Source organism: Rhizobium sp. TH135, assembly GCF_002855515.1.
Taxonomy (GTDB): Bacteria; Pseudomonadota; Alphaproteobacteria; order Rhizobiales; family Rhizobiaceae; genus Allorhizobium.
Genome location: NZ_PKRP01000007.1, coordinates 254,514 through 280,016, shown reverse-complemented (window position 1 = coordinate 280,016; position 25,503 = coordinate 254,514). Strand labels below are relative to the sequence as shown.

Annotated in this window: 30 protein-coding genes; 12 read left to right on the top strand and 18 right to left on the bottom strand. The window is 58.9% G+C overall.

Features of this window, described 5'->3' with window-relative positions; genetic code table 11:
• Positions 1-12: 12 nt before the first annotated feature.
• The 8 genes from C0V73_RS20975 to C0V73_RS23150 all read right to left on the bottom strand — a co-directional run bounded on the left by C0V73_RS20975 (position 13) and on the right by C0V73_RS23150 (position 6,445).
• Positions 13-1,203 carry an NnrS family protein gene (locus tag C0V73_RS20975; protein ID WP_102021957.1) on the bottom strand — a complete coding sequence of 397 codons (1,191 nt, stop codon included), beginning with the start codon at positions 1,201-1,203 and terminating at the stop codon, positions 13-15.
• Between the two features lies 1 nt (position 1,204).
• Positions 1,205-2,425 carry an NnrS family protein gene (locus C0V73_RS20970; RefSeq protein ID WP_102021956.1) on the bottom strand — a complete coding sequence of 407 codons (1,221 nt, stop codon included), beginning with the start codon at positions 2,423-2,425 and terminating at the stop codon, positions 1,205-1,207.
• Positions 2,422-3,171 (bottom strand): ATP-binding cassette domain-containing protein, encoded by a 750-nt coding sequence (locus C0V73_RS20965; protein WP_102021955.1) that lies wholly within the window; start codon positions 3,169-3,171, stop codon positions 2,422-2,424. Before C0V73_RS20965 ends, C0V73_RS20970 begins: the two co-directional genes overlap by 4 nt.
• Positions 3,168-3,974, bottom strand: coding sequence for an ABC transporter permease subunit (locus C0V73_RS20960; protein ID WP_102021954.1), 807 nt, complete (start codon positions 3,972-3,974; stop codon positions 3,168-3,170). The genes C0V73_RS20965 and C0V73_RS20960 overlap by 4 nt, the downstream gene beginning before the upstream one ends.
• 11 nt (positions 3,975-3,985) lie before the next feature.
• Positions 3,986-5,020: an ABC transporter substrate-binding protein gene (locus C0V73_RS20955; protein WP_143708359.1), complete on the bottom strand. Its 1,035-nt coding sequence runs from the start codon at positions 5,018-5,020 to the stop codon at positions 3,986-3,988.
• 102 nt (positions 5,021-5,122) lie between these two features.
• On the bottom strand, positions 5,123-5,806 hold the full coding sequence (locus C0V73_RS20950) for an NnrU family protein (protein ID WP_102021953.1): 684 nt from the start codon (positions 5,804-5,806) through the stop codon (positions 5,123-5,125).
• Entirely contained in the window at positions 5,803-6,279 is a 477-nt protein-coding gene (locus tag C0V73_RS20945; protein WP_102021952.1) for a hemerythrin domain-containing protein, read from the bottom strand. The genes C0V73_RS20950 and C0V73_RS20945 overlap by 4 nt, the downstream gene beginning before the upstream one ends.
• 10 nt (positions 6,280-6,289) lie before the next feature.
• Complete coding sequence (locus C0V73_RS23150; RefSeq protein WP_165222442.1) at positions 6,290-6,445, bottom strand: hypothetical protein; 156 nt, start codon at positions 6,443-6,445, stop codon at positions 6,290-6,292.
• 124 nt (positions 6,446-6,569) lie between these two features.
• On the opposite strand from C0V73_RS23150, the gene C0V73_RS20940 reads away from it, so the two are divergent.
• From C0V73_RS20940 to C0V73_RS20915, 6 genes are all read left to right on the top strand, one after another.
• Complete coding sequence (locus tag C0V73_RS20940) at positions 6,570-7,115, top strand: cytochrome c oxidase subunit 3 (protein WP_102021951.1); 546 nt, start codon at positions 6,570-6,572, stop codon at positions 7,113-7,115.
• A gap of 8 nt (positions 7,116-7,123) precedes the next feature.
• The gene (locus C0V73_RS20935) at positions 7,124-7,399 is read left to right on the top strand and encodes a cytochrome C oxidase subunit IV family protein (RefSeq protein ID WP_102021950.1); all 276 of its coding nucleotides are present in this window, start codon (positions 7,124-7,126) and stop codon (positions 7,397-7,399) included.
• 155 nt (positions 7,400-7,554) lie between these two features.
• A complete protein-coding gene (locus tag C0V73_RS20930; protein WP_102021949.1) occupies positions 7,555-8,007 on the top strand; it encodes a cytochrome c in 453 nt (150 codons plus the stop codon).
• Positions 8,008-8,035: 28 nt separating this feature from the next.
• Positions 8,036-9,382, top strand: coding sequence for a nitric-oxide reductase large subunit (locus tag C0V73_RS20925; protein ID WP_076397187.1), 1,347 nt, complete (start codon positions 8,036-8,038; stop codon positions 9,380-9,382).
• Between the two features lie 60 nt (positions 9,383-9,442).
• Positions 9,443-10,246, top strand: a complete 804-nt coding sequence (locus C0V73_RS20920; protein ID WP_102021948.1) for a CbbQ/NirQ/NorQ/GpvN family protein — start codon at positions 9,443-9,445, stop codon at positions 10,244-10,246.
• Between the two features lie 9 nt (positions 10,247-10,255).
• Positions 10,256-12,154: a VWA domain-containing protein gene (locus C0V73_RS20915; RefSeq protein ID WP_102021947.1), complete on the top strand. Its 1,899-nt coding sequence runs from the start codon at positions 10,256-10,258 to the stop codon at positions 12,152-12,154.
• A gap of 72 nt (positions 12,155-12,226) precedes the next feature.
• Here the strand turns inward: C0V73_RS20915 and hemN are convergent, their stop codons facing one another.
• The gene (hemN, locus tag C0V73_RS20910; RefSeq protein ID WP_102021946.1) at positions 12,227-13,579 is read right to left on the bottom strand and encodes an oxygen-independent coproporphyrinogen III oxidase; all 1,353 of its coding nucleotides are present in this window, start codon (positions 13,577-13,579) and stop codon (positions 12,227-12,229) included.
• A 192-nt stretch (positions 13,580-13,771) separates the two neighbouring features.
• On the opposite strand from hemN, the gene C0V73_RS20905 reads away from it, so the two are divergent.
• Both C0V73_RS20905 and C0V73_RS20900 read left to right on the top strand, forming a co-directional pair.
• Positions 13,772-14,053, top strand: coding sequence for a DUF2249 domain-containing protein (locus tag C0V73_RS20905; protein WP_083229525.1), 282 nt, complete (start codon positions 13,772-13,774; stop codon positions 14,051-14,053).
• A gap of 87 nt (positions 14,054-14,140) precedes the next feature.
• Entirely contained in the window at positions 14,141-14,665 is a 525-nt protein-coding gene (locus C0V73_RS20900; protein ID WP_245408053.1) for a DUF2249 domain-containing protein, read from the top strand.
• Here C0V73_RS20900 and C0V73_RS20895 read toward each other — a convergent pair.
• Complete coding sequence (locus C0V73_RS20895; RefSeq protein WP_102021945.1) at positions 14,629-15,873, bottom strand: NnrS family protein; 1,245 nt, start codon at positions 15,871-15,873, stop codon at positions 14,629-14,631. The genes C0V73_RS20900 and C0V73_RS20895 overlap by 37 nt on opposite strands.
• A gap of 227 nt (positions 15,874-16,100) precedes the next feature.
• Here C0V73_RS20895 and nirK point away from each other — a divergent pair, with 227 nt between their 5' ends.
• From nirK to C0V73_RS20875, 4 genes are all read left to right on the top strand, one after another.
• Positions 16,101-17,240 (top strand): copper-containing nitrite reductase, encoded by a 1,140-nt coding sequence (gene nirK, locus C0V73_RS20890; RefSeq protein WP_102021944.1) that lies wholly within the window; start codon positions 16,101-16,103, stop codon positions 17,238-17,240.
• Between the two features lie 71 nt (positions 17,241-17,311).
• Entirely contained in the window at positions 17,312-18,208 is an 897-nt protein-coding gene (locus tag C0V73_RS20885) for an SUMF1/EgtB/PvdO family nonheme iron enzyme (RefSeq protein WP_102021943.1), read from the top strand.
• 97 nt (positions 18,209-18,305) lie between these two features.
• Entirely contained in the window at positions 18,306-19,007 is a 702-nt protein-coding gene (locus tag C0V73_RS20880) for a Crp/Fnr family transcriptional regulator (RefSeq protein WP_069041055.1), read from the top strand.
• Positions 19,008-19,104: 97 nt separating this feature from the next.
• A complete protein-coding gene (locus tag C0V73_RS20875; protein ID WP_102021942.1) occupies positions 19,105-19,551 on the top strand; it encodes a pseudoazurin in 447 nt (148 codons plus the stop codon).
• Positions 19,552-19,652: 101 nt separating this feature from the next.
• Here the strand turns inward: C0V73_RS20875 and C0V73_RS20870 are convergent, their stop codons facing one another.
• The 8 genes from C0V73_RS20870 to C0V73_RS20835 all read right to left on the bottom strand — a co-directional run bounded on the left by C0V73_RS20870 (position 19,653) and on the right by C0V73_RS20835 (position 25,484).
• Positions 19,653-20,363 carry a NapC/NirT family cytochrome c gene (locus tag C0V73_RS20870; protein ID WP_102021941.1) on the bottom strand — a complete coding sequence of 237 codons (711 nt, stop codon included), beginning with the start codon at positions 20,361-20,363 and terminating at the stop codon, positions 19,653-19,655.
• 2 nt (positions 20,364-20,365) lie between these two features.
• Positions 20,366-20,857: a nitrate reductase cytochrome c-type subunit gene (locus C0V73_RS20865; protein WP_102021940.1), complete on the bottom strand. Its 492-nt coding sequence runs from the start codon at positions 20,855-20,857 to the stop codon at positions 20,366-20,368.
• On the bottom strand, positions 20,827-23,331 hold the full coding sequence (gene napA / locus C0V73_RS20860) for a periplasmic nitrate reductase subunit alpha (RefSeq protein WP_102021939.1): 2,505 nt from the start codon (positions 23,329-23,331) through the stop codon (positions 20,827-20,829). Before napA ends, C0V73_RS20865 begins: the two co-directional genes overlap by 31 nt.
• Positions 23,306-23,599, bottom strand: a complete 294-nt coding sequence (locus C0V73_RS20855; RefSeq protein WP_102021938.1) for a chaperone NapD — start codon at positions 23,597-23,599, stop codon at positions 23,306-23,308. The genes napA and C0V73_RS20855 overlap by 26 nt, the downstream gene beginning before the upstream one ends.
• Positions 23,580-24,077 carry a ferredoxin-type protein NapF gene (locus C0V73_RS20850; RefSeq protein ID WP_102021997.1) on the bottom strand — a complete coding sequence of 166 codons (498 nt, stop codon included), beginning with the start codon at positions 24,075-24,077 and terminating at the stop codon, positions 23,580-23,582. The genes C0V73_RS20855 and C0V73_RS20850 overlap by 20 nt, the downstream gene beginning before the upstream one ends.
• 14 nt (positions 24,078-24,091) lie before the next feature.
• Positions 24,092-24,286: a periplasmic nitrate reductase, NapE protein gene (gene napE, locus C0V73_RS20845; RefSeq protein ID WP_280951018.1), complete on the bottom strand. Its 195-nt coding sequence runs from the start codon at positions 24,284-24,286 to the stop codon at positions 24,092-24,094.
• 192 nt (positions 24,287-24,478) lie between these two features.
• On the bottom strand, positions 24,479-25,114 hold the full coding sequence (locus C0V73_RS20840; protein ID WP_102021996.1) for a helix-turn-helix domain-containing protein: 636 nt from the start codon (positions 25,112-25,114) through the stop codon (positions 24,479-24,481).
• Between the two features lie 67 nt (positions 25,115-25,181).
• Complete coding sequence (locus C0V73_RS20835) at positions 25,182-25,484, bottom strand: hypothetical protein (protein ID WP_102021937.1); 303 nt, start codon at positions 25,482-25,484, stop codon at positions 25,182-25,184.
• Positions 25,485-25,503: the final 19 nt, after the last annotated feature.

Here is a 25,503-nt window from a genome sequence, read left to right as displayed (position 1 = left end):
CATGGCTCCCTCCTATCCCCTTCGCGCTATCAACGGCATGTAGAAGACCACGTAACCCAGGAATGCCACGATCCAGGCAAGGCCTGCGATCGGCAATAGCAGCATGGTGTGCTGCGGCCAAATTGCGACCAGGATCCTCAGCAGTGCCGAGAGGATGATTGGTGCATAGATGAGCCAGGTTGTTGAGTGCGGGGACGTCAACGCCTGGCCCGTATGGCCTCTCGTGGCGCGGGTCATCACCGCCAGTGTCACGACCCCGACCCCACCTGTCGTCCAGGCGTGGATGCCTGCCGAAGCGGAGCCGGAGTGGTCCAACAGCATCGACAGGCCGGTCAGCAAAAAGCCTAAGGGAATGAAGAGATAGCCGACATGCAGGATGGTCACGAGGGGCTCCCCGAGCGTGCGCTCGGGGCACCATCTTGCCTGTCGCACGAGATGAGCAAGGCTGGCGACAAGCATCAGCAGTCCCGTGGGAAACCGGAGGCTTTCAAGACCGCCGCCGACAGCGATCCACATCGCCATTGAAAGGCTTCCAAGGATCATGACGGCGAGATCGAAAGGGGCGAAATTCTGCGGCAGCCGCCCTGGATTGTTCGCCTTCAGCCAGTTGCCGGTAAATGCCGGAATAATGCGCCCTGCAACCAGAGAGATGAGGATGAGGATCGCAGACAGCGCCAGACGGTCGGCCATTTCGACGCGACCGTAGCGCTCGATCTCGTGATGGAAAAGCATCTGAGCGGCGCTGAGGAGCGCGAGAACGGCGACGATCTTGTAGTTGCGTTGGTTCGAGGCAGCGACAAGTTCTTTCAGAACGAAGATGGCGAGCACTGGCAGGAAGGCCAGCGCAACGAGTGTCGCGCCGAGCATGCCGGTCCATTCTGAAAAACTGATCGTCAGCCGCCCGGCGACCCAGAGAAGAAACAACGCCAGAAGCGGTATGCCCTTCAAACCGGGCCTGCCGGTCCAGTTCGGCACGGCGGTGAGAAGAAACCCTGCTACCACGGCCGGGACAAAGCCGAAGAGGAGCTCGTGCTGGTGCCAGGCAACCGGGGGCAAGAGGGTCGGAACATGCATGAAGCCGAGGAACCACGGGACCCAGATAGCGATGGAGACGGCGGCCAAAAGCGCGCTGCCCGGAAAGAACAGGCGGAAGCCTCCAGACAGGAGACGCTGTGGGATGGACGGGCCTGGAAATTTGGTCATGTCAGCACCTTTCCTGATCGACCGTTTCCGGTGACCAGAGCAGAGGAATATAGGCCTTGGCCCAAAGGAGAAATGAGAGCGAAAACAGCGCAGAGGTCAGACCGTAAGCGCCGAAGGGCAGGGAGAGGGACGACGCGAATTCCGGGAGGATCCGGAGAAGCACCGACAGGACCAGAAGCTGGATCGCTATCCGGGTTGTCTTCGAAAAGCGCAGCGGTTGACCGGTATGGAGCAGGCCTGCAATCGACAACACCTGCAGGACGCCGAGACCCAGCCCCCCCATTAGCGCCAGATGCAGCCCACCCAGCCAGGGCAGAGGCAGGCCAATGAGGCTAAGGCCGCAGATGAGAAGGCCGGTGCCAGCCAGCGCACTCGACAGCCAAAGACCGCCAAGTTCGAACGAAAAGCCTTCGGGCCCCACAAACCCCTCGGCGACCCGATCGAGAAAGGCTGCACCGGCAGCCAACATCAGATAGCCGCGCACGGCGTCCGAGAGCGTGGCTGCCTCTGCCACGATCACCAGCATGGTCAACCCCGCTGAGAGATGGACCCGGCCCGGATGCGGTCTGTAAGGGGAGGTCTTTTCCGTCGGATCAAGGATCAGGTTGGTCACTGGGACGGTGATGCGGGCAAGGGCGAGACCCAGCAGGCCTAGAAGCGAGAGCCCAAGAATTCTGATTGCACTTTCAGACAGATCGTAAAGTTCAAAGGCCATTGCGATCCGCAGCGTGGCCGCAGCCGCAGCAAAGGTGGCGACAAACAGGATGAAGCCCAGGAGATCTGTGCTCTTCTTGTTCCAGGACAGGCGCAGCGCATAGGCGAGCAGGAACAGTATCCAGGCCTGATCGAACATCAGGCCGATCAGCCAGCCGTTCTCGACTGCAAGCAAGCCGAGCACTCGTGCGCCGGCCCAGAGGCCCGCAAACAGGAAGAGTGGACGACCGCTGATCCGCCGCATGTCCGTCCATTCTGGCAGTGCAGAGGTGAGGAAGCCTAAAAGCGCGCCTCCAAAGGAGCCGACCAGCATTTCCTGCGCGTGCCAGTGACCGCTAAGGGACGAGAAAGCAAAAGGCAGATCGAGAGACCAAACGACCACCCAGAGAAACGGCCACAGTGCCGCATGCAAGGCGGCAAGGGGAAACATCAACCTCAGACCTTCGGCGGACATGGCCCTGGCGAGATCGGCCGAGAAAAGTATCCGTATGACTGGAAGCACACTCATGCCAGCCTCCGCTCGTCATGTTCGTCCACGACAGCAAACAGCGGATGATCTGAGATGAGCCGTCGCGCCGTCTCGTAGATCATCTTTTCGCTGCGGTTTCCGGGCCTCTCGGGAACCGTGACGCAGTCAAGTATTCCTTGGCCGTGACGATCCAGAACCGCGATCCGGTGGCAGATCCGCAGCGCTTCATGGATGTCATGGGTAATGAAGAGCCCGCCCTTGCCGTTGTCTAGGACCGTGGCGACAACGAGATCTTGCATTCGTCGTCGCAAGGCGGCGTCGAGCGCAGTGAAGGGCTCGTCGAAATAGAGGAAATCGGGTTCACCGACGAGCGCGCGGGCAAGCGCCGTGCGCTGGCGCATGCCGCCCGACAACTGCGATGGAAACTTGTGCCAATCGCTTTCCTCCAGGGCCACCCGATGACAGGCCGCTGCAATTCTCGCCCTTCGCTCTGACCGCGCGAATGGGAGGCCAGATAGGCCGAGCGCCACGTTGGCCTCGACCGTCGCCCATGGGAGGAGGCGCGGTTCCTGAAAGACGAAAGCGCAGCGTGAATAACCTCGCGCTACTTCGCCGTGGCGGGGGATAATCAGCCCGGCGGCGATCTGGGCAAGCGTGCTCTTGCCGCAACCGGATGGTCCGACCAGCGCGACCATTTCCCCTTGTACGACATGAAAGCTGACCTGTTCGAGGACGGCGCGGCCGAGAAAGACGTGGCCCACGGCCTTGAGCTGGAGAAGGCTCATCGGCGCACGCCCCAGGGTTGGCCCGCTTCCCGCCATGCCTCGGCTTCAGCGCGCAAAGGTTGGACAATTCCATATTCGACCGTGAGAAGAGCGATGACCGACAGCAGGATCCAGGCAAGGGCTGCTTCCAGGTCGAGTGCGGATCGGGCATTGGCGAGCGCGCCTCCTATGCCGCCGGCATTGGCCAGAAGCTCGGCCATGACGGTTGCCTTGAAGGCCGTGCCGAGGGCCATGACCAGAGAAGGGAATAGGGAGTGCAGCATTTGGCGCAGCGATATTCTGAACAGACGGATGAGCGGCGACAGGCCGGCCATGCGAGCCATGTCTTCCAACGACCGGTCGCGTGTCTGGATGCCCTCGGCTGCCCCCACAAAGACAAGCGGCAAGGCGGCGATAGCTGCGGTGGCAATAACCGTTCCTGCCCCCATGCCGAACCAGATCATCAGAAGGACGATCCATGCGATCGGCGGGACGCCGATCAGCAAGGTCACCTGCGGACGCGCAAGGCGCATGATCGCCGGATGATATCCGGCCACCACGCCTGCCATCGTTCCAAACATGGCGGCGAGTGAAAAGCCGGCGAGCGCCCTCAGGCTCGTTGACAGCACCAACATACGGTTGTCGGGATCTGCCGCCAGCTTGAACAGGGTCTGGATCGTCTCTGCCGGTGCAGGCAACACGAAGCTGCCATAGGCTTCGGCTCCAAGCTGCCAAACGGCCGCAAAGACAGCAAGGCCGCCGAGACCCGCCCAGCCGGACCAGAGAAAGCGCGCCACCCTTCCCGTACGATAAGCCAGGCCCATATGATCCCACCTTACAGATAGAGTGACGCGTTAGGCATGCGACCGCCCACCATATTGGGATGCCTCTGTGCCACGGCTTTCAGCAATGTCTCGATCGATCCGCGCGCATCACGCGCGGCAATGGCGACAAGGTTCGAGTGAGGGATTGAGGCCTCGAGCACAGGCCATGGGAGTTCAAGTGCCGATGCGGCCTGGCTGGCAGCCGCTGCCGGACCGGCGTTCACCTCGACTGCTGCCCGTGCAAGTCCCGCAAGAAGCGCGGTCGTCTGTTCCGGATGATCGTCCAGGAAGCTTTGCGTCAGGGCGAGACCTGCCTGGGGCATGACCGGCGTACTTGCGGTGACCGTACCCCATTCCTTCTGCATGTCGATGGCGCGGTGAAGAACCATACCATCGGTACTGGCCTTGAAGATGGCGGCAGAGACTGCCGGTTCGGGTAGGAGCGCCGTGTCGATACGCCCTGCGAGCAGCATCTGCACGGCTTCGATCGGCGTGCCAGCCCGCTCCACCTTGACCTTGCCCGTCATCCGATGATGGGCAAGGGCCGCATCGAAGATGAGTTCCGGCGTGTCATTGGGGAAAGGTACGGTAACACTTTGACCTTCGAGATCGGCGAAAGCCACGATTCTATCGTTGCGTGACACGATATAGAGAAGGCCATTGGTCATGACGCTGGCCAGCTTCAGGCCAAGGCCGCGCGTATGGAGATTTGCCGCTGTCGTTGTCGGCATGACCAAGGCTTGCATCGTACCGGACGACAGGCCCGCCCGCATTTCATCGGGCGTGCGCCAGACTCTGAATTCCACCTTGTCGGCGACATCGCGCAGCAGGCCTTTGCCAACTGCATAGGCAAGCGTGATAGACGGTCCGGCAGGAGGGCCGTAGAGGACGAGGTGGTCAAGGGCAGCGCGTGCCCGCGTGTTGAGAAAAGGGAGGGCAAGGCTCGCTACGATGCCAGCGCATAAAGTGCGACGGGTTGTTGCATAGCCTGCCGCGTCGGCCTCAATGGTATTCGTCTCGCTGACCTGTTTCAGGGTTTTGGGCATCCCGCCTCCGAAAATTGATTAAGTTACTCATGTTATAACAGTCCGCGTGCGGATGTTTGACGTAGAGCAAGTAGTGTGTGGAATTACGGGCTGGAATCGTTCTCAAATGTCGAGCGCGAGGATCGGGTCTGCGCCAAACAGGGCGGCATGGCCTCCCGCGAGCAGCCAGAGTGTGACAAGCAGCGTCACGGCGAGTCCGGCTACCAGATGTCCATCCAGGCGCAGCTTGGCGCGTCCGGAGAGCAGGGCGATCAACGGAAATATGGATGTTGATCTCTCGACTGGTGACCAGTCTTCTCCCATCCTGCGTCTCGCGCGCTTTTCCGCGACAAGGATACCGACAGCAGAAAACAGACCGAGGCCACCGAAGACAAGGAGCGATCTGGTATCACCGTTTGCTGCGAGGTGGCCGAGAGACCAGAGGAAAAATCCCCACAAGACCGGATGGCGGGTGAGAGTTGTAATCGCGCCAGGTGTAGTGCCTGTCATGAAGCTGATAGATGCGGGATTGGGGCTGATCAGGCCTGCCGTGACCAGAAAAAGCCCGACTGGCGACAACACAAGATTGGCGAGGATGCTCCGGGAATCCGGCCGCCAGATCTCTGCATACTCGGTGTTCCAGGCGGCATGCAGGACCCATATAAGTAGTGCTACGGATGTTGTCGAATAGACTAGAAGGTAGAGCCGTAATCCAAGCGCTGCGGTCAGCCTTCCGCGGATGGTTGGTAAGGCAGGCACCGAATGCAACAACAAGAATGCTGCAAGCGCAAGAACGATCTGGGTCATGTTGGGAACAACTGCGTTTCGGGTTCCACGTTTAGAAGCTGCTGCAGCAGCATCTGCTCCGCAGTGATATGGCGCCGGACAGCTTCCTGAAAACCGCGAACCATATGGGCCACCGTTTCCAGGCTCAGTCTGCATCGTTTGCGAGCGACAGCGGCCAAAGTGAGAGATAGCTCACGGGCCGCGCGACGGTCGATGCGATGTTCGGACTTGACCTGATCGAGAAGAAGAGAGCCGAAGCAGGAGCCGGCATGCAGCTCGAGGTCGGGGTAGAACTTTTGCTCTTCCAGAGTGTGGGCGGCTGCCACCAACGGTTCGATGTGCTTGGCAACCTTCTGGATACCACGGGGAATCCCACCCGTGTCAAAGTCCGCGGCCAACTCCTCCAGCTTCAAGCAGAGAATGAGAAGATCGCGGTGCTTGTCCTCAAGCGCCCTGACCTCGGAGGCCGTCAGGCTGGATCCAGTCGTTTCCATGGTTTTTCCCTTATTGGCCGATGAACAGGATGACGCCGATGGCAAGCGAAGTCAGAACGGCGGCTAGAGTGCCTCCGCCCTGGAGTACCCCCATGCGTTTCAGCATCAGGGCAAAGCCCATGATGACAGGTGTCGCAACGACAAGGCCGATTTGTGCATCCGTCATTTCAGTCAATCCCTTCTGTTGTGGAAGCACTCTGCCTTGTCTTTCGTCAGTCTTCTTTGCGCTCCCACAAAGAGCGCTTCGGATTTTTCTCTAGAACCGATCCCGACCAACGGGAGATCTGACCATGGCCATGCAAACGAGCCTCCAGCAGGAGGCAAAGGACGACCACCTGCTGCTCTGGATCCTGGTGTGGAGCGAGTTGATCGCTTTCGGCATCCTGATCCTTGGCTTCCTCGTCGTCTCGACCTTCGATGCAGAAGCCTTCGAACTGGCGCGTCTGCATTTAAGGCCGGGGATCGCCGGCGCGAATACGCTTGTCCTGCTGGTTAGCGGGTACTTTGTCGCCGTGGCGATGCGAAATCGGCTTGAACTTCAGGCGGTGAAACGGCCGTTAACCATTGCAGCCCTGCTTGGCTTCTGCTTCGTGGCGGTCAAGCTCTTCGAATATTGGGGTGAGGTTCGCTACGCCCATGATGCGACGCTCGATACCTTCTTCGAGCTCTATTTCATCATTACCGGCTTTCATCTCCTGCATGTCTTCTTCGGCGCCATTGCGCTTCTTCTCGTCGCCTGGCGTCCGGCACGGGAGAACCTCGTTCTGATCGCCACACTCTGGCACGTGATCGACCTCGTCTGGCTGGTCATCTTTCCCATTCTCTATCTCGCGTGAGGCTTCCCATGACCCGCAGACAGCACGAGGAATTGGTGGGTGTGCTCGCCATGCTGATGACCTTCGCCATTGGCGGCGCAATTGTTACGACGCTCGCTGGTCCAACGATCGTACCGATTGCCGCCGTTCTTGGGATTGCCTTTGCCAAAGGACGGCTTGTGGTGCTCGACTTCCTCGAACTCAGGGGCGGAAATCATGCCATGCGAATCGCACTGATCTGCTGGTTAAGCATCATTCTGATCGCCGCACTCTCTCGGTCGCTGGTTGTCCTTCTGTTGGGATGAAGATTCGCGCGGTTGCTTGCCGAAACGCAAAGAACAACTCCGCTCACTCTCTATGAAAAGAACATCCCGCAGAGCCGGCGAGGGGATCGCCGGAGCCTTCGAGGCGGGGAAACCAGGTCGGGCCTTTTCAGCCCGGCAGACGGAAGGACAAGGGCATGGCAGAGCGCCTGACCAAGACCGGAGCGCGCAACGTCTTTTACGGCGGCTCCATATTCTTTTTTGCGATCTTCGTGGGGCTCACTGCCCACAGTCACTACTATATCCGCACCACTTCCACGGATGAATCGACGCTGACTGACAGCGTCGCACGCGGCAAGCATATCTGGGAAAAGCACTCCTGTATCAACTGCCACTCGATCCTGGGTGAAGGCGCCTATTTTGCGCCCGAACTTGGCAATGTCTGGACGCGCTGGGGTGGCCAGGACGATCGCGACGGTGCACGCGAGACGCTTCGTTCTTGGATGGCTGCACAGCCCTCTGGTGTCGAAGGTCGTCGCCAGATGCCGCAATTCAACCTGACCGACGAAGAGATCAACGATCTCGCCGACTTCCTCGAATGGACCAGCAAGATCAAGACACAGAACTGGCCGCCGAACGAGGCGGGCTGAGCCCTTCGTGACCCAAGGAGACAAACCTATGAAATATCAAAGCCAGAAGGTCGCGATGCTGTATTTCTACGGCGCGCTTGGCCTCTTTGTTGCCCAGGTCCTGTTCGGGGTCGTTGCGGGCACGATCTACGTCCTGCCCAATACGCTCTCCGAGCTCCTGCCGTTCAACATCGTGCGCATGATCCACACCAACGCCCTGATCGTCTGGTTGCTCATGGGCTTCATGGGCGCGACCTATTATCTGCTGCCGGAAGAGGCGGAGACGGAGCTTTACAGCCCAAAGCTTGCCATCGTGCAGTTCTGGATCTTTCTGATCGCCGCCGCCGCAGCCGTCGTCGGTTACCTCTTTGGCATCCATGAAGGCCGCGAGTTTCTTGAACAACCCTTCATCATCAAGATCGGCATCGTCATTGTCGCATTGATGCTGCTGTTCAACGTCACCATGACTTCGCTGAAGGGCCGCAAGACTGTCGTCACCAATATCCTGATCTTCGGCCTCTGGGGGGTGGCGATCTTCTTCCTCTTTGCCTTCTACAACCCGATCAATCTCGCGCTCGACAAGATGTACTGGTGGTATGTCGTCCACCTCTGGGTCGAAGGCGTCTGGGAACTGATCATGGCCTCGGTGCTCGCCTTCTTGATGATCAAGCTCAACGGCATCGACCGCGAAGTGGTCGAGAAGTGGCTCTATGTCATCATCGGCCTGGCGCTGTTTTCGGGCATTCTCGGCACGGGCCACCACTATTACTGGATCGGTGCCCCGGGCTACTGGCAGTGGATCGGCTCGCTCTTCTCTACCCTCGAAGTTGCCCCCTTCTTTACCATGGTCATCTTCACCTTCGTGATGACCTGGAAGGCCGGCCGCAAGCATCCGAACAAGGCAGCACTTCTGTGGTCGATCGGCTGCTCGGTCATGGCCTTCTTCGGTGCCGGCGTCTGGGGGTTCCTGCACACGCTATCCTCGGTCAACTATTACACCCACGGCACGCAGGTGACGGCAGCTCACGGACACCTCGCCTTCTTCGGCGCTTATGTCATGCTCAACCTTGCGATCATGGCCTACGCCATTCCGGAACTGCGCGGCCGCCAGCCCTATAATCAATGGCTGTCGATCGCGAGCTTCTGGATGATGTGCACGGCGATGTCGGTGATGACCTTTGCGCTCACCTTTGCCGGTGTCCTGCAGGTGCATCTGCAGCGCGTGCTCGGCGAAAGCTACATGGCTGTCCAGGACCAGTTGGCGCTGTTCTACTGGGTGCGCCTCGGCTCCGGTGCCGTCGTGCTGGTCTCGGCCCTGATGTTCGTCTGGGCCGTGTTGATGCCGGGCAAGGAAAAAGAGCCTGCCTTCGGCGGCTATGTCGAGCCCGCCGAGTGAAACAGCGGCCCCGCTGTTTCACAAGCGGCGGGGCTCTCCCCAATTTTGAGGATCAGCAACATGAATATCATCGCCCGCAACATTCAGCCGGATATCCCGGCCTATTCTCCAGCCGGCAACGAATGCACTCTCTTCGAGACAGCCTGGACGCGGCAGTTGCCGCTTCTCCTCAAAGGACCGACAGGCTGCGGAAAGACCCGGTTCGTCAGTCATATGGCGCAAAAGCTTGGCTTGCCGCTGACCACCGTCTCCTGCCACGACGATCTGGCGGCTGCCGATCTCACGGGCCGTTTTCTTTTGAAGGGAGGTGAGACGGTCTGGGTCGACGGACCGCTGACCCGGGCAGTCCGTGAGGGCGGCGTCTGCTATCTCGACGAGGTGGTCGAGGCGCGCAAGGATGTCGCCGTCGTGCTCCACCCGCTCACCGACGACCGGCGCATCCTGCCATTGGAGCGGACAGGCGAAGAGCTTGAAGCACCGCCGGCCTTCATGCTCGTTGTCTCCTACAATCCTGGCTATCAAAGCCTCCTCAAAGCGTTGAAGCCCTCGACTCGCCAGCGTTTTGTCGCCATCGAGTTCGACTTCCTGCCCAAGGCGAGGGAGATCGAGGTTGTCTCGGCAGAAAGTGGACTGCCTGCCACGGCTGTAGAGCCATTGGTCGAACTGGCGCGGCGGCTGCGGGCATTGAAAGGTCATGACCTGGAGGAGGGCGTCTCCACGCGTCTGCTGGTTTACTGCGCGAGCCTCGTCGATGCCGGTCTTGCGCCACGGGACGCCGTTCGTGCCGCCATGATCGAGCCGCTGACCGACGAACCTGACGTGCGTACCGCACTCCTCGAACTGGCACAGGCGGTCATCCGCTAGGAGCATGTCATGCTGGACTTTCTGGAGCTTGAGGAGACGGTCGGGCGCGCCTGGCACAGGTTGGCAGGTGATACCCGCACCTGGCCGCGTTACCCCGAAGCGGCTGTCCTGCTGGAGGACATGCTTCCGGTACTCTCTGTCTGCTTTCGTGGCTTCGGGGGTGAACGGACGGTTCAACTGGTACCGGCGCGGGGCAAGACCTCGCAACACCGGCTGAAGTTCCGGCAACGCATGGGGCTGGGCGAAGAAAAGCTCATTCATCCGGCGCGGGACGAAGCTAGCGTGATGTTGCCCCCAGTCTTGGATCTCATGCCGGAGCAGTCGCTCAATCTTGACCTTTATGTCTGGCTGGCCGCCGCCATGGCCGTGATGCCGCTTCAACCGATGACCGAGACAGATCCCCTCAAGGCAGATCTTGCACTTTTGGATGCGGCGTCGGCGCTTGAAGCGCAGGTCCTGGAGACCTTCCCCGGTCTGGTCGATCGTTATAGTCGGCTTTGCCGCGCCCTTCTGTCGGAGCGCCGCCGCGGCTCGCTGCCTCGGGTTGAGGGGCTGCTGGAGGACTGTATCATTGATCTCCTGCGCTGTGGCGCGGGGCTTGCCCCGCTCTCTGCAGGTAATGATATGCCGACGCAGGCACCTGCGGGCTATCTGCCGATGTTGCCCGTGCCACTGTGGCCGCAGGCGGTCGTTAGAGAAGAATGGGCCGGCCGCCAGGAAATCGATCAGCCAGTTGGCTCCAGCCAGGCGGATGCGCAGGCGGCCGGACGCCATGTGGCAATTCGCGAGAAGGATTCCGCCGCCAAGGGCGAGCGCAGCCCCTTCATCCTGAATCGCTTCGAGAAGATCCTCGCCATGGCCGAGATGGTTAATGTCGACCGTCCCGCCGACGACAGTGACGATCACGATGCGTCGGCCGCTGACGAACTCGATGAGATGGTGCTTGGAGAACGCAAGGGCCGGCCAGCCGCGAAATTTCGGTTCGACCTGGACCTGCCGCCCGAGGCGCTAATCCATTCCGAGATCGAAGCGGAACTGACCTATCCGGAATGGGACTACAGACAAGGGGTCTATCTGAAGGACCACTGCCGGGTCTTTGCCGGTCCGGCCTGCGAACAGGACAAGGCGCCGGTCCAGTCATCCGAGATGAAGGCGATGATTCGCCGGGTGCGGCGGCAGTTCGAAGCGATGCGTCCGCGCCATGAGCTGCTGCGTGCACAGGTCGACGGTGCCGATCTCGATCTCGATGCGGTCGTGCGCAGCCGCACCGAGCTTGCTGCGAGCGGTGAATGCTCCGACCGCATCCACCTGGCAAGTCGGCCGCAGGCCCATGATCTTGCGGTGACCCTGCTGGTCGACGTCTCGCTGTCGACCGACGCCTGGTTCAACGACCGACGGGTACTCGATGTCGAGAAGGAGGCGCTTCTGGTTCTGGCCGAAGGGCTTGCCGCCTGCGGCGACATGCATTCTATCTTGAGCTTCACGTCCAGACGGCGGGACTGGGTGCGCGTTGAGACGATCAAGGACTTTGATGAGCCGATGAGTGCGTTGGTGCGCCATCGCATCGCCGCGCTGAAGCCCGGTTACTATACCCGCATGGGAGCAGCCCTACGCCACGCGACGGCCAAACTTGCCGAGCGTCCCAATCGCAAGCACTTGCTTCTTGTCCTGACCGACGGAAAACCGAATGATGTCGATCACTATGAGGGACGTTTTGCGCTTGAAGACACACGTCGGGCAGTGAGCGAAGCAAGGCGGCGTGGCATCCATGTCTTCGGCGTCACGGTCGATCAGGACGCTAAAACCTATGTGCCGGCTGTATTCGGCCACCATGGCTATGCCGTCGTTCCCGACATTCGCCGCCTTCCAGCGGCCTTGCCACAGATCTATCGCGCGCTCGTCCGCTGATCCGCGAACGCGCAAAGGGAAAGCCCGGACCGAGCGATCGGACCGGGCTTTCTCTTATTTCGTCGCTTTGTCTCAGGCCGCCGTGGCGTGTGTTCTGCCCGTTTCGCCGAGATAGGCGTCAAAGCACGACGCCACCGTTCGAACGAGGAACCTGTGCTTTGTGTCCACGCTCAGCACATCGCCACGCCAGGTGACAATGCCTTCCTCCAACAAGGTCTTCAGCGGTAAATTGGCTTTTCCAAAGCCCTCGTCCGGAAGTTCAAAGCCATCCGGCATGGTTGAAAAATCCACCTGGAAGTCGCACATCAGCCGTTCGATGATCCAGGCTCGGACGCGGTCTTCTTGGGTAAGGCGATAGCCTTTCGACGTGGCCAGTTCACCGGATGAGATAAGACTTGCATAGCGTCCGATGGCAACGTCGTTTTGCGCGTAGCCTTCCGTTAGGCGTCCAATCGCCGAGGAACCGAACCCGATCAGCGTTGATGCAATGTCGGTCGTATATCCCTGGAAATTGCGGTGCAACGCCTGGCAATCGGCGGCGATCGAAAGTTGATCCTCAGGAAGCGCAAAATGGTCGAGACCGATCCGTCTATACCCGGCTTCGCACAGGGTTGCCGCGATGGCTTCCGCCTGCGCATGTCGTTCATGGGCATCGCCGAGCGCTGCCGTGTCGATCAGGCGTTGATGCTTCTTGAAGGCCGGGACATGGGCGTAGCCGAAGACGGCGAAGCGTTCAGGGCGCATGGCCGAGGCCAACCGGGCAGTTTCAATCGCAGAGTCGACATTCTGATGTGGCAAACCATAGATCAGGTCGAAGTTGACACTTCTGGCTCCTGCCTTGCGCAGGTTCGAAAGGGCTGTTTCGGTCTGTTCTGCTGACTGGATGCGATTGATCGCTTTCTGCACCTTGGGATCGAAACTCTGAACGCCAAGGCTAGCCCGAGTTATCCCCGCCTTCCCCAGTGCCTCCGACATTTCTACGGTCAGTGTTCTGGGATCTATTTCCACCGCAAATTCGGTCGCGCCGCTCATGCCAAAAGCTGCGGCGAGCGTCGCAGTGAGGTCGAGGAATTCCTCTGGCGTCATGATCGTCGGAGTGCCGCCGCCGAAGTGAATGTCGCTGACATCCTGTCGTCGCCCAATGGCTTTCGCCACCAATCTAATTTCCTGTTTGAGCACTGTCAGATAGTCGAGGATTGGCGCATCTTTCTGGGTGATGGTGGTGTGGCAGCCGCAATACCAGCACATGGATCGACAGAAGGGCACGTGAAGGTAGAGTGACACCGGATCGCTTTTCGGCACCGCGGCCAGCCAGTCCCGATAAGTGCCGGCTCCGATACTGGGCGAGAAGCGGGGGGCGGTCGGATAGCTCGTGTAACGGGGCAAGCGGCTTTCGCCGTAGCGGCGGATAATCTCTGCGTTCATGATATCGCTCCGGTTTCATGCCGCAACGATAGGCGCTCGCCGAAGGACTTCGTTGTCGAAAGGCAAAGAGGACAGGCTTTCGGGGATTTGCTTGTCACAGCACAACGAAGCCTAGGCGCGGGTGTTTCAGTATCCTGTGGTGCAGCCGAGCTGCATGCGACCCCGCAAACCCGCATCGAAGAAAGCCAGCGAATGACTGTTGTAGACGATCATATTCTCAAGCTCGACGTGCGCGAAATTCCGCGCGTGGAAAGGCACCCTCGTATTTTCGGAATGTTGAATTCGCTGCTTCCGGATTATCAGTTGATCTTGACCGTCGATCATGATCCGGTTCCGCTCTACTACCATCTCGAGATGCATTATGATGGGGTGTTCGGGTGGGAATACCTTTCCCGCGGTCCGGAGATATGGGAAGTCCGCATTCGCCGGAAGAAACACGAAGGCTGCAACTGCAACTGCGGTGGTGGTCATTGAACTGCATGGGAGCGACCTGTCGACAGCGGCCGCTCCCATGCACATTCATCGTGGTCGGACAGGTGAAGTCGAAAATTGGGAGGTCACGTGTCGAAAACAGCCAACTTCAAAGAACTCGACGTGCGGCCCATCCTTCGTGACGGAGGTGAGCCATTTCCTGCGATCATGCATGCGGTTCAGTCGTTGAAGCCAGGGGAAGGTTTGCGCCTGCTTGCAACCTTTCGCCCGATGCCGCTGTTGAGCGTCATGGCGCGCCGCGGCTATTCGGCCGAACTCAAGGAGTTGGATGGCGGCGAGTGGGAGGTTCTGTTCATCCCGGCGCCAGACATTTCTGCAGAAATTCTCCATTCGATCGGTGCAGAGGAAGCGGCGGCCTGGCCCGATCCATTGTGGCGGCTCGACCTGACAGAACAACAGCCACCGGCTCCCATGGAAAAAGTTCTCTCGCTGATCGAGCTCATGGAGCCGGGCGAAGTGCTCTTCGCGGTATTTTCTGAGGAATCGCGCTTTCTCGGCGCGGAGCTGGAAAAACGCGGTCACCAATGGGTCGGCAATCTCGATACGTCAAAGCGTGCCTATCGCATGTTGATCCGCGTGGGCGGTGAAGGTTGACGACCGGGTTGCCGCTGAACTTGGCAAAGTAGACCGGCATTGTCGGCGAGAAAGAAGACAAAGGCGGCAATCCAGAACAGTCCAGACGCAGACATCAACGGCGCATAGTATCCGGGAATGAAATCGGCTGTTATGCGCAAGCTTGCCGCGATGAGCAGGCATGGAACGGACAGCCGCTGGCACCAGGAGAATTTCTCATTTCGACCGGTATGAAGCCGGATCGAACGCATCATTATTGAAAGCATCATTCCCGTCACGGCACCGATGGCCAAAAGATGCATTGCAGCGAGCGGGCCCAGCATGCCGAGCGCTGTTGCTGCAATCCCCAACAGCCCGATAGCCAAAAAGCCGTAAGACACCTGCATCGCTGCGATCATGGACGATCGCAGAATGATTGGCCTGAACCATTGTGCTGCGCGCACGAGGTGTAAGCTGGCTGCGACAAGGGCCATGATGGCGGTGAGCGGGCCAAACGGTTCAAAGGTCCAGATCATCGCTGCAAGGATAGTGGCGATCAGGACAAAACGATCAATCATGCGACTGGTAGGCGCGAGGCGTGACCTGCCTGCCTGGGCAAGCCAGTTGTTTGTAAAGCTCGGGATGAGCTTGCTCGCGGTCGCCGTGATCAACAGGATATAGACGGAAAGGCCTGCCCGCGCGCAGACCCCCACATCCCCTCCGTCCATGGCAACGATGTGGAACCTGCCATTGATCAGGGCGAGACACGTGAGGCAAAGGATGGGCTTCGCATCCGCAATCCGCCTGGCGACCCAGACTTCTCTCACGCAGAAATAGGCGAAGAGTGGAAGGAAGATCCAGTCGATCAGGAGGGTGATGAGAGCCGATGTATCTGCGATCAACAGCATGGAAATGCGACCCGCGATCCAGATGAAGGCAAGTCCCGCAAGCGGGCTACCGGACAGTGGAAAGCGACCGGTCCAGTTTGGAACTGTTGTCATCAAGTATCCGACGAGGACCGCTGGCATGAAGCCGAATAGCAATTCATGCGCATGCCAGGCGGATTGGCCGTAGACTTGCGCCACCTCAAGCCAGCCGTTCATCGCGCAAATCCAGATTGTGATGGTCGCGATGGCCCATAGAGGCGCCCCGAGATAAAAAGGCCGGAACCCATAGGACAGCAGGACGAGGCCGTCGCGCCTCAGGCCCCGCGGGATCCCGCCACTCGTCGGTCGTTCCTTATCCTTCATAAAAACAGCTCTCCAAAATACTCGATCGTTCCTGCGCAATGATTTCCAAGCAAAGTAATTGATCTCGATCAAAGGGCGCCGACAATTCTATTGTTTGGTAGGCGGCTCAATGACGCACTCTCCCTCATGAGTTCTTTGTTCTGGAGCAAATAAAACTGGGCGTCTTGAAGTAAAACAGTCTCAACAGTTCGGGCGAAACGCTCACTGCACGACAAGGAGAGAAGATTATGACCCAGAGCCTGAATTTGACCAGAAGAACAATGCTTGCGGGGGCTGTTTTTGCAAGCGCGCTTATCCCTGTTCTGACAGGGACTGTGGCACGCGCCGAAGGTGGCGACATTAAAACGAATGCCGCCGCCGTTGCCGGTGACATCGCCAAGCTGGAGCGGGTGAAGGTCGATCTCGTCGCACCTCCCTTCGTCCATGCGCATAGCCAAAAGGCCGAAGGCGCGCCCAAGGTCGTTGAGTTCACGCTCACCATCGAGGAAAAGAAGATCGTCGTTGACGATGCAGGCACCGAGGTCCATGCCATGACCTTCAACGGCTCGGTCCCCGGTCCGATGATGGTCGTCCATGAGGGTGACTATGTCGAGGTGACGCTTATCAACCCCGATACCAACAGCCTTCAGCACAATATCGACTTCCATTCGGCAACTGGTGCGCTAGGCGGCGGTGCTCTGACCCTGGTTAATCCGGGCGAAACAGCCGTCTTGCGCTTCAAGGCTACCAAGGCTGGGGTCTTCGTCTACCATTGCGCACCTCCCGGAATGGTGCCGTGGCATGTGACCGCCGGCATGAATGGCGCGATCACGGTCTTGCCGCGCGACGGTCTCAAGGACCACAAGGGCAATGATCTGCCTTATGACAAGGTATATTATGTCGGCGAGCAGGACTTTTATGTCCCCAAGGATGCCGACGGCAATTACAAGAAATACGAGAGTGCCGGCGACGCCTATTCGGATGTGCTCGAAGTGATGAACACGCTGACCCCGAGCCACATTGTCTTCAATGGTGCGGTCGGAGCTCTGACGGGCGACAATGCGATGACGGCAGCAGTCGGCGACCGGGTCTTGATCCTGCATTCGCAGGCCAATCGTGACACCCGTCCGCACCTGATCGGTGGCCATGGCGACTATGTCTGGGCAACCGGCAAGTTCGCCAACCCGCCAGAGCTCGACCAGGAAACCTGGTTTATCCCTGGTGGTGCTGCGGGTGCTGCCTACTACACCTTCCAGCAGCCGGGCATCTACGCCTATGTCAACCACAACCTGATCGAAGCCTTCGAAAAGGGTGCGGCCGCCCACTTCAAGGTAACCGGCGACTGGAATGACGATCTGATGACCGCCGTGGTCAAGCCGGAAAGCTGATCCTTGCGAAAGCACGGGGTGCTCGATGAGCACCCCGTGGACTTTTCCTCTCAAACTCGTTGGAAATCGCCATGTCCGGCGCCGTTCTCACTCCCAGGCAGCCCAATTCGGTCGGCTCGGTGCTGCTGCCGCTTCTGCTCGTCAGCGCTCTGTCTACCGCCGTCGCGTTTCAATCGGGCATCGTGCAGATGAGTGGTGGCGCCGATCTGCCACCACCTCAAACTATTTCGGTGGCGGCGGGACGTTTCGCCTACCGTCAACCTGGCGAGTTTTACCGCGCCGGATACGCCGTCGATGGGCCGAAGGCAGAATACGTGATGACGGCTCCTCTCACGATTATGAAGTATCAAGTAAGCACCCAGGACTACGATGCCTGCGTCGCCGATAGAGCCTGCCCGGCTCGGGAATCGGCCACTCCATCGCGCTCTGACATGCCGGTAACCGGCGTCAGCCACGACGACGCGACAATGTTTGCCCGGTGGTTTTCGAAAAAGAGTGGTGGAATCTGGCGACTGCCAAGTGACATGGAATTGGCCTTTGCCGCTGGTCAGAAGTTTCCGGATGACGCCCTCGGAATCGACCCGGACAATCGCAACCCGGCATTGCGTTGGCTCGCCGACTATGAGCGCGAGGCGGCTCGCAAGAGATCCAAGGAACCGGCACCGCTTGCCCATGGAAGCTTCGGCGAGAACGAGCATGGACTTGCCGATTTTGCCGGCAACATCTGGGAGTGGACAACGACCTGCAATCGGCGTGTCGACCTCGTCAATGGAGGGCAGCCGGTCACAACCGAAGCCTGCGGCGTCTACATCACCGCTGGCAAACACAGATCGCCATTAAGCTCGTTTATCCGAGACCCGAAAAGCGGAGGCTGCTCTGTCGGAGTTCCCCCTGACCACGTCGGTTTCCGGCTGGTCGAAGATCGTCGCTGGTACGCTCCTTTGCTCTTTTCGATCGGTGCCTTGTGAGGTAGGCTGCCCCTCGAATGGCACACTCGCCATAATGGCCACTATTGGGCTCTTCGAGCCCTGAGAATGTGGGCTGGTGGCGGGAGAGGGATATATTTTGAAACTTGATCGGACGATCATCAAGTCTTTGTCTTTGTTCGACAAGATGACCGATGATGAGTTGGACGCGCTACTTGTTCCCGCTCAGACGAAGCGACTGCCGATCGGCGAGTCCGTGTTCGAGCAAGGCCAGCCTGCCGCCTATTTCTTTCTCCTCCTGCATGGCCGCCTAAAGGTCACGCAGGTCACCAGCGCCGGTCAACAGATCATCGTGCGCGTGGTGCATCCCGGTGACCTCTTCGGCTTCGCCAAGGCGCTGCAGCGACAAGACTATCCGGGAACAGCCCTTGCTGCTGCCGAAAGCATAGTTCTGTCCTGGCCCACAGAGATGTGGCCGAAATTCGTGGAGCGAAATCCAAGGCTCGCTGTCAGTGCAATGGAGACGATCGGACAAAGGCTCGAGGAAGCCCATGTCCGCATTCGCGAAATGTCGACGCAAGAAGTCGAAAAGAGAGTAGCACATACCGTATTGCGGCTGGCACAGAAGGCTGGTCGCCCAGAGGCTGCGGGAATACGGATCGATTTTCCAATCTCTAGGCAGGATATTGCCGAGATGACCGGAACGACAATTCATACGGTCTCGCGCATATTCAGTTCTTGGGAGAGCAAGGGCCTGATCGAAGGTGGTCGGCAGAAACTCCTTGTGCGGGATATGGCCGAATTGGCATCGCTGGCGGATTCTCTCCCCGAACGTCGCTAACTGGATGAAGCGTTCTCTTACTTGATATTGCGCAAAGAAGGCTCGCCCATCCTGGCCTATCTCTTTTGCAACGGAACGAGGTGTTCTGTCTAAGGAGATGAAAATGCAACTTCGTAGTGTAACCATGGCAGCCGTTCTCTTGCTTTCGGCCCCAGCCTTCTCAATCGCTGCTGATTTCGAAGTCAAGATGCTGAACAAGGGAACCGAGGGTGCCATGGTCTTTGAACCGGCCGGCCTGAAGATTGCCCCCGGCGATACCGTCACCTTCGTCGCTACCGACAAGAGCCACAACGCCGAAGCCATCAAGGGCATGATTCCGGACGGTGCGGCGGAGTTCAAGGGCAAGATGAACGAGACGATCAAGGTGACCTTTGACGTTCCCGGTCTCTACGGCGTGAAATGCGCGCCGCATGTCGGCATGGGCATGGTCGCCGCCATCCTCGTCGGTGATGCGCCCGCCGCCAATCTCGATGCTTTCAACTCCGCAAAGCTACCGAAGAAGGCGCGCGAGCGGATTGATGCAGCCGTCGCTGCGGCCCAGTAAATTTTCCCACTCGTTCATATTGCTTAGTCGACGCCGCCAGGGTGCTAACCCCGGTGGCGTCGCCAATTCTAGTGCGCTTCAAACGTCAATGATCGCAGGGATCAGATCCCGCCATCAACCAGCAGGCCGCTATGCGCTCGGTCGATGGCATTGCGCAGTTCATCGACCGGAGATGCGGTGGGAAGCTCTTCGCCTTCCAGTTCTTCCGGCATCCGCCAACCGGGATCAATTCCCTGCATGTTCGGTAGTTCGTGGGCGATGCCCTTGTGGCAATCAATGCACGTCGCCTTGCCGTTCAGGAGATAACGCGTGTGGATTTCAGCTGCACGTTCCGTCTGTTTCGAAAGGTCCATGGCGACCGAGGAGTGGCAGTTTCTGCACTCGAGACTGTCATTGGCTTTCAGTCTCGCCCATTCATGCTGTGCCAGCCGCAATCTCTCATCGAGGAATTTCTGACGTGTATTGATCGTGCCAAAGATCGTGCCCCAGACTTCCTTGGAAGCCTGCATCTTTCGGGCAATCTTATCCGTCCATTCGTGGGGTACATGACAGTCCGGACAGGATGCCCTGACACCGGAGCGGTTGGAGAAATGGACGGTCCTCGTCATCTCCTCATACACGTTGGTCTTCATTTCGTGACAGCTGACGCAGAACTCCTCCGTATTGGTCAGTTCAAGTGCTGTGTTGAACGCGCCCCAGAACATCACACCGCCGACAAAGCCGCCGAGCGTCAGGAAGGCGAGGCTGAGTGTCGCCGCTGGCGTCGTCAGAACGCGCCATGTCCATGAGAGCAGGTTGCGGAGCCTCTGCATTTCTAATGCTCCTCGCCCATCAGCTTGACCCCCATGTCGCTCATGTCGCGGAAGGTGTTGCCCACCAGAGGATTGGTCTGCGCCTGGGGAACGTGACAGGCAGTGCAGAAATATCGTCTCGGCGAGACGTCTGCCAGCATCTGCCCTTCACGTGTGATGTAGTGGGTTACGCTGATCATCGGCGCACCGGACCCCTCCGTGAACTCGCGCTTGTGGCAGGAGAGACATCGGTTGGTGTTGACCGACAGTTGGTAGCCTTCGATCGAGTGAGGAATGACTGGAGGCTGGTCCGGATAGGCGCGCATCTTGCGCACGTCATCCACATTCCATTTTGGCAGGGGCTTTGCCGGAACGCTTTCCATCTGCTGGGGCGGGCCGGACAATTGCGGAACCGATTGTGCGACCACGCCGCTACCGATGAGACAGGCTGCAAAAAGGGCACCAACACCAAGTCGGCCTCTTGTCAGGCCACGGGAACGATCTTGACTGCGCATTTTTTGAAATCCGTTTGTTTGGAGATCGGATCGGTGGCGTCAAGCGTCACCTTGTTGATCAACTGGCTGGCATCGAACCATGGAACGAAGATCACGCCGGGTGGCATGCGGTTGCGGCCGCGGGTCTCGACGCGCGTCCGCATCTCGCCGCGACGCGAAACGATGGTAATCTCTGCCCCTTGGTTGATCCCGCGTTTTCGCGCGTCGTCGGCGTTCATGAAGCAGCGGGCGCCGGGAAAGGCCTTGTAGAGTTCCGGCACTCTCATGGTCATCGAACCGGAATGCCAGTGTTCCAGCACGCGACCCGTCACGAGCCAGAAATCGTATTCTTCGTCAGGTGACTCTGCCGGCGGTTCATAGGGCACCGCAAGGATGACCGCCCGCCCATCGGGCTTGCCGTAGAAACGCACCCCCTCGCCGGGCTTGACATAGGGGTCATAGCCCTCTCGGTAGCGCCACTTCGTCTCCTTGCCGTCAACGACCGGCCAACGAAGGCCCCGTTCCTGATGATAGACGTCGTAGGGCGCCAAATCATGGCCATGTCCACGCCCAAACTCCGCATATTCCTCAAAGAGGCCCTTCTGGAGATAAAAGCCAAATGCTTCGGCTTCGCGATTGGCATAATCGGCGTCCACCTCGGAGAGGGGGTATCGGTCCACTTTGCCATTGGCGAAAAGCACCTCGAAAAGTGTCTTGCCGCGATAATCAGGGTTTTGCGCCAAGATCTCCTCAGTCCAGACTTCATCCGTCGTGAACCGTTTGGAAAACTCCACCAATTGCCATAGGTCCGAGCGTGCATCTCCTGGCGCATTGACCAGTTGATGCCAAACATGTGTTCGGCGCTCTGCATTGCCATAGGCTCCTTCCTTCTCGACCCACATGGCGGCTGGAAGAATGAGGTCGGCAGACATGGCGGTGATCGTGGGATAGGCATCGGAGACGACAATGAAGTTGTTCGGGTTCCTGTAGCCGAGATAGGTCTCGTTGCTGGTATTGGGAGCTGCCTGGACGTTGTTGTTGACCTGAACCCAATAGAAGTTCAGCTTGCCGTCCTTCAGCATCCTGTCCTGTTCTACGGCATGGTATCCCGGTTTGTCTGGAAGAAGGCCGTCCGGTAGTTTCCAGATTTCCTCTGCATGATGCCGGTGCTCCGGGTTGGTTACCACCATGTCTGCCGGCAGGCGATGCGCGAAGGTGCCGACTTCGCGCGCCGTTCCACAGGCCGATGGTTGGCCTGTCAGAGAGAAGGGGCCGTTGCCTGGCTCAGAAATCTTCCCGGTCAGCAGATGCAGATTGTAGATCATGTGGTTTGCCCAGACACCGCGCGTGTGCTGGTTGAAACCCATGGTCCAAAGAGACATGACCTTGGTGTCGGGGTTGGCATAGAGTTCGGCGAGTTGCTCCAGAAAGCCGGGATCGGATCCAGTCAGCTCGGCGACTTTTTCTAAGGTGTAATCTGCGACAAAGGCTTTGAAACTGTCGAAGTCTATCGGCTCCATCTTGGTCGGATCACCGGCGTTCTTCGCCTTCATCTCCAGCGGATCGTCGGCGCGAAGACCATAACCAATATCGTCCACCCCCTTCATGAAGGTCGTATGCGCGCGGACAAAGTCCTCGTTCACCCGACCGGTCGAGATGATATGATTGGCGATATAGTTCATGATCGCCAGATCCGTGCTCGGCTTGAAGATGATCGGAACGTCGGCAAGATCCATGCTGCGATGGGTGAAGGTCGAGAGCACCGCGACTTTCACATGCTCGTGGCCCAGGCGCCGGTCTGCAAGGCGTGTCCAAAGGATTGGGTGCATTTCCGCCATGTTCGAGCCCCAGAGCACGAAGGCATCGGCGTGCTCGAAATCGTCGTAGCAGCCCATGGGTTCATCCATGCCGAAGGTGCGCATGAAGGCGTAGGCAGCGGATGCCATGCAATGGCGGGCATTGGGGTCGAGGTTGTTGGACCGGAAGCCGGCACGCATCAGCTTGGTCGCGGCATAGCCTTCGAAAATCGTCCACTGGCCGGAACCGAACATGCCGACCGCTGTCGGTCCCTTTTCCCGCAGAACCTTCTTGCACTGCTCGGCCATGATGTCGAAAGCTTCGTCCCAGCTTATCGGTTCGAACTCGCCGTCCTTGGCATATTGTCCGCCACGCTTGCGCAGGAGCGGTGTGCTCAGGCGATCCTCGCCATACATGATCTTTGAGAGGAAATAGCCCTTTATGCAGTTGAGGCCTCGGTTCACCTCGGCTTGCATGTCGCCGTGTGTGGCGACGACCTGCCCTTCCTTGACGCCGACCATGACGCCACAGCCGGTGCCGCAGAACCGACATGGCGCCTTGGACCATTTGATCTCAAGTGCTTCCACGCCACCGGGAACGGTTTGAGCATGGGCCGGCAAGCTGATGCCGGCGGTGGCTGCGGCAATCGCGGCAGCATGGGCCTTGAGCAGACTACGCCGCGTCAGGTCTGTGTCCATTGATTAAACCCTCCTCCAAATTCTCTGCATGCTCAAAAACCATGTTGGCGGCCATGACACCCTCAAGGCTCGAGATAGCCGCGAGGATCGCGCCCATTTCTCCACTGGAGCTGCCCTCGATCACGATGACGATCTTGCCGTGTTCGGCAGCATGAACTTCGAGGTTCGGGATCTCTGACAATGCTGCAAGGACACCATTTGCTGCTGCCGGTGAGGTCAGGACGACGGCGCTGGAAACATGGAAGCGTTCAGGGTTGCGCGTCGACATGCGAGCCACTCCTCACCGATAGGGAAATTGCGTCCGTTGGGCAGTGGCTGATGCAGGCGCCGCAACCCGTACAGTCGTCGTCCACAATCTGCGGGTGCCATGGTCCGCCGGCGCGTGGACGAAAAAGGATTGCGTCGCTCGGACAATGGTCACGGCATGACTGACAGTCGATACTGTTGAGCGCTAGGCAGTGCGACTGCACCTGTGCCATGTGAGGGAAGGAGAGGTCGGCGTCGAAGAAGACAACCGCGTGCGGACAGCTCTCGTGACATTTGCCGCAGAAATCGCATCCGCTGGCTGAGAAATCGAGCGCCGGTATGCCGGACTGCATCGAGATGATCGACTGCGGACAGTGATCAACGCATGCCCTGCATTGCTCACAGATCTCTGCGACGGGACGTGAGAGACCCGGTGGGAGGATACGGAACTCTTCCCTGATTTGTCCGCGAAGGAGGGCTCGCCGCGAAAGTAAGGTCACCGTGGTCTCCTCACTCAAGCTGGAGGACCGGGGGGACCGGCGATGATCTGATACATCCAGACCATGAAGCCGAAACCTCCGACAGCCGCTACAGCAAGGATCGGCCAGATGCCGAATGCGAGGATGAAAAATGTTGTTAATTCGGATCGACGCCGCATGCGGCGGTCGGAGGCAGACGGTGTGGTGGTGTTTTCGGTGCTGTTACGCACGGGCGTTCCTCCTCTTCCTCACGGCTGATGGTAAGGGAGATCACAGGCCTGTCAATCAAAGTGATATTTCGTGATATCGCAATGGTTGTGTAAACCGTCGGGCGCCTCGGTGTCGCCGGAGGCAAAAAGCCGATGGAAAGTATTGAAAAAAGCCGTGCTCAAAGTCCCCATTCGTCCAATCGTTTGCCCCGCTCAATTGCTCAGCATGCGCAGCTTTTCCGGCTTTATGATCTCGATGCAGCGTGCATTGCGAAGCGTGATGATGCCCATCTCCCGCAGTTTCGAAATCGTGCGCGAGACTGTTTCGATGGTGAGGCCGAGATAATCGCCGATGTCGATACGGCTCATGGGCAGGTCGATTAAGTCAGTGCCACCTTGGCGATCAGCCAGATCGACCAGGAAAACGGCGATCTTCTCGAGGGAACTCTGACGGCCGACGACGAGCAGGTGCTCTTGGGCGCGTATCATTGCCTTCAAGGCAACACCAACCAGACGCTCGTTGAGCAGGCCGCCCGCCGTGCGTTCGATAGTGGTCAGACCGGTATTCACCATGGCCTCGGCATAGAAACTGTGGGTTTCGTTGATCTCGAAACCGAAGGTCTCGCCGACGAGATGAAAGGCGACGATCTGCCTGCGACCATCAGCGAGAAGACGGTAAATGCGCACCGCCCCGTATTCGATCTGGTAGAGCGATCGCGTGCGCTCGCCCTGCGCATAGATCACGCAGTCGGGCGCATGAAAGGTCACCGGCCTGATATGCGATTGGCTGCGTGCACTCGGCGGGGAAGAGAGGTGTGAATTCAGTGTGATGGAAGCGGCGGTTTGCATTGGCATGTCCCCGTTGGTTGCAGGGATCATGTTGGATGAGAGGCTTTGCCGCTATTGAGTTCTTCCACTACGGGTTCTTACGTAGGGCTGATACGGCATTGGCAATATCAGGCCCGTTGAGGGGTTTTGACAGCACGCATATGTCTTTCCTGTTCCCGCCGCCGTAGTCCCTGTCGTCCTCCGCCAGGACGACGAGCTTTATGCCGCGGTTGGCCAGACTGAGGCCGGCCGTCAGATCGGCAGGCGGCAGGCAGGTGTCGAGGATGACGCATTCCGCACGACTGATCGCCTCCGTTGCCATCTTCCAGTCGTTGAACTGTTCCACCGGCTGGCCATGCGTGTTGAGCGCAAAGCTGATCGACCGCAGCAAAGCCGGGTCTTTGACAACA